The 9,485-nt window shown below is 68.0% G+C and carries 8 protein-coding genes; 2 read left to right on the top strand and 6 right to left on the bottom strand.

The window, feature by feature from the left end; translation table 11 throughout:
* Nucleotides 1-2,128, bottom strand: a 2,128-nt coding sequence (locus ABY44_RS31650) for a collagen-like triple helix repeat-containing protein (RefSeq protein ID WP_431643166.1), incomplete at its 3' end; no start/stop codon positions are given.
* Nucleotides 2,129-2,487: 359 nt separating this feature from the next.
* Between ABY44_RS31650 and ABY44_RS31645 the strand changes: the two genes are divergently transcribed.
* Complete coding sequence (locus tag ABY44_RS31645; protein ID WP_059687689.1) at nt 2,488-2,886, top strand: carboxymuconolactone decarboxylase family protein; 399 nt, start codon at nt 2,488-2,490, stop codon at nt 2,884-2,886.
* 72 nt (nt 2,887-2,958) lie between these two features.
* Here ABY44_RS31645 and ABY44_RS31640 read toward each other — a convergent pair whose 3' ends face one another.
* The 3 genes from ABY44_RS31640 to ABY44_RS31630 are packed head-to-tail and all read right to left on the bottom strand — an operon-like array spanning nt 2,959 to nt 6,417.
* Nucleotides 2,959-3,945: an alpha/beta fold hydrolase gene (locus ABY44_RS31640; protein ID WP_059697148.1), complete on the bottom strand. Its 987-nt coding sequence runs from the start codon at nt 3,943-3,945 to the stop codon at nt 2,959-2,961.
* Nucleotides 3,946-3,952: 7 nt separating this feature from the next.
* Nucleotides 3,953-5,518 (bottom strand): flavin-containing monooxygenase, encoded by a 1,566-nt coding sequence (locus ABY44_RS31635; protein WP_060171270.1) that lies wholly within the window; start codon nt 5,516-5,518, stop codon nt 3,953-3,955.
* Entirely contained in the window at nt 5,515-6,417 is a 903-nt protein-coding gene (locus ABY44_RS31630; RefSeq protein ID WP_060171268.1) for an SDR family NAD(P)-dependent oxidoreductase, read from the bottom strand. The genes ABY44_RS31635 and ABY44_RS31630 overlap by 4 nt, the downstream gene beginning before the upstream one ends.
* 103 nt (nt 6,418-6,520) lie before the next feature.
* Between ABY44_RS31630 and ABY44_RS31625 the strand changes: the two genes are divergently transcribed.
* Entirely contained in the window at nt 6,521-7,162 is a 642-nt protein-coding gene (locus tag ABY44_RS31625) for a TetR/AcrR family transcriptional regulator (protein WP_226149778.1), read from the top strand.
* 775 nt (nt 7,163-7,937) lie between these two features.
* Here ABY44_RS31625 and ABY44_RS31620 read toward each other — a convergent pair.
* Both ABY44_RS31620 and ABY44_RS31615 read right to left on the bottom strand, forming a co-directional pair.
* Nucleotides 7,938-8,840, bottom strand: coding sequence for a LysR substrate-binding domain-containing protein (locus ABY44_RS31620; RefSeq protein WP_431643162.1), 903 nt, complete (start codon nt 8,838-8,840; stop codon nt 7,938-7,940).
* 66 nt (nt 8,841-8,906) lie between these two features.
* Nucleotides 8,907-9,485, bottom strand: a 579-nt coding sequence (locus ABY44_RS31615; RefSeq protein WP_060173233.1) for an amino acid ABC transporter ATP-binding protein, incomplete at its 5' end; no start/stop codon positions are given.

Below are 9,485 nucleotides of genomic sequence, written 5' to 3'. Positions count from 1 at the left end.
TCGACAGCAGGCCGCCGAGCGTGCCCGTCACGTTGCCGCCCGGCGTCGTGACCGTGCCCGTAAGGCTGGCGCCGAGCGGCGTCAGCGAATTGACGAGGTTGGTGACCGGCGCCAGCAGGCCGCCGACACCCGCGCCACCGGTGCCGCTGGTGCCACTCGTTCCGCCGGTGCCGCTCGTGCCGCTCGAACCGAGGCCGCCGAGCGCACCCGTCAGCGAGCCGAGCAGGCCCGTGACCGGTCCGAGCGGGCCGCCGCTGCTCGTGCCGCTCGTGCCGCCCGAACCGCTCGAGCTGCCGCCGCCCAGGCCGCCCGTCAGCGTGCCGAGCAGGCCCGTGATCGGGGCGAGCGGGTTGCTGCCGCCCGTGCCGCTGCTGGAGCTGCCCGCGTTGTTGTCGTGGACGAGGCCGCCGGTGGACGTCACCGTGTTGCCGAGCTGTGCCACGACGCCGCCGAGGCCGGTGCCGACCGGGTTGCCGGTTGCGCCGCCGACCTTCGTGCCGGCGAGGGCGAGGCCGTTGCCGAGCGCGCTCAGCAGGCCGTTGAGCGGCGTGCCGAGCAGCGTGACGCCGCCGAGCGTCTGCGTGGCGCCCGGCGTCGTGACACCGCCGGTCAGCGTGTTCGTGATCGGGTTGATCACCTTGCCGACCTGCGTCTCGAGCTGCTGGACCGGCGAGCTGTTCAGCGCCGTGTTGAGGCCCGACGCGGTCGAGTTGACGGCGCCGCCCACGGTGTTGACGAGATCGCCGACGAGCGTCGTGACCGGCGACAGCGGCGACAGCGGGCCGGAGCCGAGGCTCTTCACCGCGTTGCCGAGGTTGTTGACCGCGCCGCCGGCGCCGGTCAGCAGGCCGGTGGTCGACGTCAGCGTCGGCCCGAGCGGGTTCGCCGACACGCCGATCGAGCCGAGGCCGGCCGCGACGCCGTTGCCGAGCGCCTGCACGCCGTTGCCGAGGCTCGTGACCGCGTTGCCGACGCTGTTGGCCGTCGTCGGGTTCGTGCCGGGGATCTGCACGCCGCCGATCACGCCGCCGCCGTTCGCGACCGTCGTACCGACTGCCGTCACGAGGTTGCCGGATTTCTGGAGGACATTGCCGAGCGGGGTGACGCCGGTGCCGGAAGTGCCGGAAGTGCCCGACGTACCCGACGTACCGGAGGTGCCTGAGGTGCCGGAAGTACCCGAGGTGCCGGAAGTGCCCGACGTACCCGACGTACCGGAGGTGCCCGAGGTGCCGGAAGTGCCCGACGTACCGGAAGTACCCGACGTGCCGGAGGTACCCGACGTGCCGGAGGTACCCGAGGTGCCGGAAGTGCCCGACGTACCGGAGGTACCCGAAGTGCCGGAAGTACCCGAGGTACCGGAAGTACCCGACGTACCGGAAGTGCCCGAGGTGCCGGAGGTACCCGAGGTACCGGAAGTACCCGACGTACCGGAAGTGCCCGAGGTGCCGGAGGTACCCGACGTGCCGGAAGTGCCCGACGTACCGGAGGTACCCGAAGTGCCGGAAGTACCCGAGGTACCCGACGTACCGGAAGTGCCCGAGGTGCCGGAGGTACCCGACGTACCGGAGGTGCCCGAGGTGCCGGAGGTGCCCGAGGTGCCGGAGGTACCCGACGTACCGGAGGTGCCCGAGGTGCCGGAAGTACCCGACGTACCGGAAGTACCCGACGTACCGGAGGTGCCCGAGGTGCCGGAAGTACCCGACGTACCGGAAGTACCCGACGTACCGGAAGTACCCGAGGTGCCCGAGGTGCCCGAGGTGCCCGAGGTGCCGGAAGTGCCCGACGTACCGGAGGTGCCCGACGTGCCGGAAGTACCCGAGGTGCCGGAAGTACCCGACGTACCGGAAGTGCCCGAGGTGCCGGAAGTGCCCGACGTACCGGAGGTGCCCGAGGTGCCGGAAGTACCCGACGTACCCGAAGTCCCCGAACTACCCGAAGTCCCGCCCCCCGAAGTCCCCGACGTCCCACCGCCCGACGTACCCGAAGTCCCCGAGCTGCCGCCCGTCCCTGACGTGCTCGGCTTGATCGTCGGCGGGGTCGTCGGTCCATCGACCGAGCCGCAACCATATAGTGCGAGCAGCGACGAGACGGCCATCGTTACCGTCGTCTTCTTGAAGAGTGTGTGCATGTTGGCCTCGACATTGGAAGTGTGTCCAAGCCTCCTCTGCAAATTCCGCGCCACGACAGCATTCGCGAAACGGTGTCGCGATTTATTGCAGGAATCGGGAAGATCGGCGCGATTTAAACGGAGTAACGGTGCTTTCGCGCGACGGGCATGCTCGGTGCGCGGGCGCGGCGGTTGCGATGTTCCCGTAAGCCGCCGTAACGCGCGGCGCGATGTTACGTAGCGTTCGATATCGCGTTGCGCGGATGGCCTCGAACCGAGGGCCGCATCTTTGACGAAACGCGCCGGCCCGATGAACATGGCGCGAAATCCCCGGCTGCCGACGATGCCGAAGCGGCCACGACTCCATACAGGACCCGGACATGAGCGAACAGGACAGGGAAAACGGCAAGGCGCGACGAATCGACGTGATGGGCGAGGCGTTCGTCGAGCGCGCGATGCGCGACCTCGACGGTTTTTCGCGCCCGCTGCAGAACTGGCTGAACGAGCACGCGTGGGGCAGCACGTGGCAGCGGGACGGGATCGACCTGAAGACGCGCAGCCTGTGCACGTGCGCGATGCTGGCGGCGCTCGGCCGCAGCACGGAACTGAAGGGGCACATTCGCGGCGCGCTCAACAACGGCGCGAGCCTCGTCGAGATCCGCGAGGTGTTGCTGCACAGCGCGCTGTACGCGGGCGCGCCGGCCGCGGTCGAGGCATTCCGCAGCGCGCGGGAGGTGATCTCGGATCTCGGGCTGTCGGTGCCCGACGACGAAGCCTGATTCCGCCGCCGCTTCGGCTGCACGGCGGGCGCGGAATCAGGCGCGGTTTCGCTGGTTTCGCCGGTTCCAGGCTCAGTGCGCGACGCGCGCTGCCTGCGGTGCCGCCTCGGCCGGGGCGGCGGCGACTTCGAGCAGCCAGTCGGCGGTGGCCTCCGGAATCGTGACCGGCAGCATGTGCCCGCCCTCGACGACCTTCAGCCGCACGCGCGCCGATTTCTTCGCGAGCGCGTCGCCATGCTCGCGCCAGTTCAGGATCGGATCGGCGCGGCCGTACAGCACGTCGACCGGCAGCGCGAGGTCCGCATAGCGGCGTTCCATCGCGGGCAGGTCGACGGGTGCCGACAGCAGGTCGGTCGCCGTCGCGTAGAACACGTGCGGGCGCATCCCGAGCAGGCCGCCGCCCTTGACCGGGAAGTCGCGCGGCACGTCTTCCGGCGCGAACACCTGGCGCACGGCCTTGCGGCCGGTCAGGATCGTCAGCGGGATCGCGAAGGTCCACGACACGAAGCGGCGCACGAGCGGCGAGGGCAGCATCAGCGGCTTGAACGGCGCCGGCGGCTCGGTCTGCTGGTGCGACAGCGGCGCGATCAGCGCGAGCCGGCTCACGCGGTCCGCATGGTTGAGGCCGACGGCAAGCGCGATCGCGCCGCCGAGCGAGTGGCCGACCAGCACGGGCTTGTCGAGCCGCAGCGCGTCGATGAACGCGGCGACCGTGCGGGCCTGCGCGAACACGTTCGCCTGCGAAGCCGCGCCGCGCAGCGAGCGGCCGGCGCCCGGGCGGTCCATGAGGATCACGCGATGCCGCTGCGCGAGCCGTGCGAGCGGCAGGTACGCGAAATTGCGCAGTTGCCCGGCGAGCCCGTGGACGAACACGATCGGCGGGCCGTTACCGTATTCGACGTAGTGGATGCGGTCGCCGCCGACGTCGACGAAGCGGCCTTCGGGCGGAAACGCGCGCGTCACGCGACGGGCCACGTAGCCGGTAAACAGCGCGAGCGCGGCGAGCGCCGCGACGACGCCGAGCAGGACGTTCTGGATCAGATGGAGCGTAGGGGTCATGTCGGCCTCAACGGGGTTCTAGTGCGGGTTCGGCAACCGGCGCCGCGGCGGCCGTGCCGGCTTTCGCGCGGCGTTCGAAATGCATCGCCGAATCGGCGAGCGCGCTGAACTTCAGCGAGGCGAGATCGCGCACGTAGTTCTGGTGGAATTTCCACGGCTTGCGATGGCCCTGCTTCGGCAGGATGCCGGCCGCGCGCTGGATGTAGCCCGAGCTCAGGTTGACGGCCGGCACGTCGCCGAGCTCGCCGGTGCCGAGCCGCGGCACGCACGTGTCGTAGTCGTTCGCGCGCATGTGGTTGAGCAGCCGGCATACGTAGCGCGCGATCAGCTCGGCCTTCAGCGTCCACGACGCGTTCGTGTAGCCGAACGACGACGCGAGGTTCGGCACGTCGCTGTACATCATGCCCTTGTACGACACGGTCTCCGGCAGGTCGACCGCGCGGCCGTCGACCGTGACGCGCGCGCCGCCGAGCATCTTCACCTTCAGCCCGGTCGCGGTGACGATCACGTCCGCGTCGAGCTGCTGGCCGCTCTTCAGCTTGAGGCCGGTCGGCGTGAAGCGCTCGATCTCGTCGGTGACGATCGACGCGCGGCCCGCGCGGATCGACTTGAACAGGTCGCCGTTCGGCACGAGGCACACGCGCTGGTCCCACGGCATGTAGCGCGGCGTCAGGTGCTTCGCGACATCGAAGTCGGGGCCGAGCTGCTTGCTGGCCGCGCGGATGATGAACTTCTTCGTCTGGTCGGGCTTGCGGCGCGACACGTTGTACAGGTAAATCGTCAGCAGCACGTTCTTCACGCGCACGAGCCGGTGCGCGAGCCGGGGCGGCAGCACGCGGCGCAACGCGTTCGCGATCTTGTCGCGTGCGGGCAGCGACACGATGTAGGTCGGCGAGCGTTGCAGCATCGTCACGTGCTGCGCGTCGGCCGCCATCGACGGCACGAGCGTGACGGCCGTCGCACCGCTGCCGATCACGACGACCCGCCGGTTCGCGTACGACAGATCCTTCGGCCAGTGCTGCGGATGCACGAGCTTGCCTTCGAACGTGTCCATCCCGGCCCAGTCGGGCAGGTAGCCGGCGTCGTAGTCGTAGTAGCCGCTGCACATGAACAGGAAGCGGCAGGTGTAGACGAGCGTGTCGGTCGTGCCGCCCTGCGTGCGCTCGATGCGGACCGTCCAGCGCGCGCGGTTCGAATCCCAGTCGGCCGCGACGACTTTCTGGCCGTAACGGATCGTCTTGTCGATACCGTAGGTGCGCGCGGTGTCGCGGATGTAGTCGAGGATCGTCTGGCCGTCGGAGATCGCCTTGTCGCTGTGCCACGGGCGGAAGCTGTAGCCGAGCGTGAACATGTCGGAATCCGAACGGACGCCCGGATAGCGGAACAGGTCCCAGGTACCGCCGATCGCGTCGCGCGCCTCGACGATGGCCACGCTTGCATACGGGCAGCGCTGCTTCAGGTGATACGCCGCGCCGATGCCGGACAGGCCGGCACCGACGATCAGCACGTCGAGGTCGCGGCTGTCGCCGGGGGCGGGCGGCGCGTCGCGCCGGTCGGTTGTCGTCGAGGTCATGCGGGGTCCTTGGTGGGCGTGGTCGCGAGCGCGGCCGGGGCTTCCTTCGGGCGGAGGTTGCGGGCCCGGGCGCGACGCACGTGGCGCAGCATCAGCCACTGGTAACCGGCGCCGAGCAGGCGCGCGATCCTGTCGAGCCGGCGTGCGTCGGCGCCGACGAGCACGCGGCGCGCATTGCGCTCGACACCCGCGAGGATCTGCCGCGCGGCATCGTCGGCCGTCGTCGCGTTGATCAGCCGGTTCGCCTGGCGGCGATGGGTCGCTTCGTCCTGACCCGTGAGTGCGTGGATGCTGGTATCGACGCGGCCCGCGTCGACGATGTTCGTCGCGACGCCGCCCGGATGCACGCAGGTCGCGCTCACCGGCGCGCCGTCGAGTTCGAGCTCCATCCGCAGTGCCTCGGTAAAGCCGCGCACCGCGAACTTGGTCGCGTTGTAAGCGCTTTGTGTGGGCATCGCGACGAGCCCGAACAGGCTCGACGTATTGACGACGTGACCGTCGCCCGACGCGCGCAGGTGCGGCAGGAATGCCTGCGTGCCGTGCACGACGCCCCAGAAGTTGATGCCGACGATCCATTCGAGATCGGCGATGCCCGCGGTCTCGGCGCTGGCGGCCAGCGACACGCCCGCGTTGTTGAAGATCAGGTTGACCTTGCCATGCCCGGCGCGCACGAAATCGGCCCACGCGAACACCGCATCGCGGTCGGCGACGTCGAGCCGCCGCGTGCTCACGCGCACGCCATGCTGAGCGCAGGCGGCCGCAGTGCCGGCGAGCCCGGTTTCGTTGACGTCGGCGAGCGCGACCTCGCAGCCACGCCGCGCAAGCTCGACCGCGAGGCTGCGGCCCATGCCCGAACCGGCGCCCGTGATCGCGGCGACCTTGCCGGAAAACCCGTTCATCCGTTGCTCCTCCCGTTCCGCTTGCCCCGTGCCGGCGGCGCGTCTAATGTGGTGTTGGTCGTCACCACTTTAGTTTTCGGGTGTCCTGATGTCAAATAGCGGAATGGAGAAAGCACTCGAAACGGAAAAACGGGGCCGCTCGTATGGCGGCGTGGCGCCCGAGGTGCGGGCCGCCGAGCGGCGCGACGCGCTAATTCGCGCGGCGACGCGTGTGTTCGGCACGGTCGGGTTCCGCAAGGCGACGGTACGGTCGATCTGCCAGGAAGCGAAGCTGAACGATCGCTATTTTTATGCGGCGTTCGACAGCACCGAGGATTTGCTGCGCTGCACCTACCTGCATCACGCGCAGCAGTTGCACGAGGCAGTCGAGCGGGCAGTGGCCGAGCGCGGCGGCGATCTGCGCGAGAGCATCGATGCCGGGCTCGCCGCGTTCTTCGCGTTCCTGCGCGACCCGTGCGCGGCGCGCGTGCTGCTGCTCGAGGTGATGGGCGTGAGCGCGGACACCGACATGACCTACCAGCGCATGCTGATCGACTTCGGCAAGCTGATCATGGCGATCGGCGCGCCGCGCGAAGCGGCGACGCCCGCGGAACGCACCGAGCAGCGGCTGATCGGGCTCGCGCTCGTCGGCGCGATGACGAACGTCGGCGCGGCGTGGCTGCTCACGGAATATCGCGATCCGGAAGCGCAGATGGTCGCGAGTTGCAGGAAGGTGCTGTTGGGGACGTTGCGGGAGATAAGCTGACCGGATGGTGTCGCGTTGTTCCCGGCATGTCCGCCGGCAAATTGCAGGTTCAAAGTCAAAATAAAGAAGCGACTACACGGCGCACGGCGCGTTGGATTGTTTCTTTTTTGATTTGATTCGGTTTGCGTGTGACGATGAATGGGTTAAAACAATCCGGATCAAATTAAAAAGGCGGCGCAATGCAAAAAGGCAGTTCGCATTGCGCCGTTCATGGCGCGAAACCCTCGCGCCCAGGCACCTCGATCAGGAACCCGTGTATTCGCCCCGGTTCGGCCTTCACCGTCCCGGCGATACTCGGTCGTCGTGCCGCGGCTGGTCTGGCCGGCGCTGCCGACCCGCCAGCACGTCGCCGACACGTTGTCGCCTGCCCGGCTGAACGCGCCCGTGTGCCGGCCCTGGCCGTAGCAGCAGTGCCCGGTGATCCGGTTGCCGTTGGCCGCGTCGACACGAATCGACGGTGTGGTTCCCGATGAAATTGCGGCAGCTTACATTTCAAACTCCTTGATTGATTTAATGAGTCGGAGAATTGAAGTGCTTCGGCAAACGCAGGTCAGCGAATTGCCATGAAAAAGTTTAGTGGATAAGCCGAAAATAAAATATCGAATTTTTTGGATTCAATAATCTCGGTTATTCACGGTTGCGGAGCGGTTCGAAAGCGAACTGGAAGCGAGGGGAAATCGCCGCCTGCCGGCATTGCGCGGGCCGGATCCGGTCGGGCGCGCCGGGCGGCGGTATGCGGCACGCAAGCGCTTGCGTGCCGTGCCGATGAGCCGGCTCACGCGCGCCGATTGAAAACGGAGGTCTGGCGCTCGCGTTCGCCCGTGATCCAGTCGCCGAACAGCTGGATCTTCTGCTGCTGCTCGGCGCCGCCCGGATACACGAAGTAATAGCCCATCCCGGTCGGCATCGACACGTCGAACGGCGTCACGAGCCGGTGCGCCGCCACGCTTTCGTCGACGAGCGTCCGGTCGCCGATCGCGATGCCGTAGCCGTCGATCGCCGCGTGGGTGGCGAGGTCGAGCGTCTCGAAGCTCAATCCGCGCGTCGAGTCGACGTGCGGTGCGCCCGCATGGTCGAGCCACCGTTTCCAGTCGCGGTGATCGCGGGTCGGATGCAGCAGCGTATGGTTGGCCAGGTCGTCGACGCTTGCGAGCGGATGGCGGTTCAGCAGGTCCGGCGAGCATACCGGCGTGAGCCGCTCTTCGAACAGCGGGATCGCATGCATGTCGGGGGCGGCGCCGGGGGCGTAGATCACCGCGGCGTCGAACGGCTCCATGCGGAAATCGACGTGATGGCCCCAGGTCGTCGTGATCTGCACCTGGAGTTCCGGGTGCTCGGACTGAAACCGCATGATCCGCGGCAACATCCACTGCATCATGCAGGTCGGCACCTTCAGCGCGAGCTCGGTGCGCCGGCGCGACAGGCGCATCGATACCTCTTCGATGCGCGCAAAGCTCTCGCGCACCGTCGGTAACAGCAGCTCGCCTTCCGCCGTCAGCGTCAGTCCCTTTGGCGTGCGCTTGAAAAGCGGGAACTGGTAGAACGCCTCCAGCGCGAGGACCTGCCGGCTCACCGCACCCTGCGTCAGGCACAGCCGCTCGGCGGCGCGCGTGAAGCTGCCGTGGCGGGCGACGATGTCGAAGATCTGCAGCGCGTTGAGGGAAGGCAGTCGTTTCATCGGAAAGGCCGGCATGGAACGGACGATCGGAAGGGGCGGGTGCGGCGCGTCGCGTCGCGGCAGCGTTCAGTGCAGGATCTTCGCGAGGAAGTCCTTCGCGCGTTCCGATTTCGGATTCGAGAAGAAATCGTCCTTGCGGTCGTCCTCGACGATCGCGCCCTTGTCCATGAAGATCACGCGATGCGCGACCTTCTTCGCGAAGCCCATCTCGTGCGTGACGACCATCATCGTCATCCCTTCCTGCGCGAGTTCGACCATCACGTCGAGCACTTCGTTGATCATCTCGGGGTCGAGCGCGGACGTCGGTTCGTCGAACAGCATCGCGATCGGGTCCATCGACAGCGCGCGCGCGATCGCGACACGCTGCTGCTGGCCGCCCGACAACTGGCCCGGGAACTTGTGCGCGTGCGCCTTCAGGCCGACGCGGTCGAGCAGCTTCAGGCCCTTCTCGTTCGCCTCGTCCTTGCCGCGGCCGAGCACCTTGATCTGCGCGAGCGTCAGGTTCTCGGTGATCGACAGGTGCGGGAACAGCTCGAAATGCTGGAACACCATCCCGACCTTCGAGCGCAGCTTCGACAGGTTCGTCTTCTTGTCGCCGACCGACTGGCCGTTCACGAGGATCTCGCCCTGCTGGAACGGCTCGAG

It is taken from the genome of Burkholderia sp. ZZQ-2, from assembly GCF_050768715.1.
In the GTDB taxonomy this organism is placed as follows: Bacteria; Pseudomonadota; Gammaproteobacteria; order Burkholderiales; family Burkholderiaceae; genus Burkholderia; species Burkholderia cepacia.
Note: the sequence above shows the minus strand (reverse complement) of the source record. Positions and strands in the feature narration are given on the sequence as shown.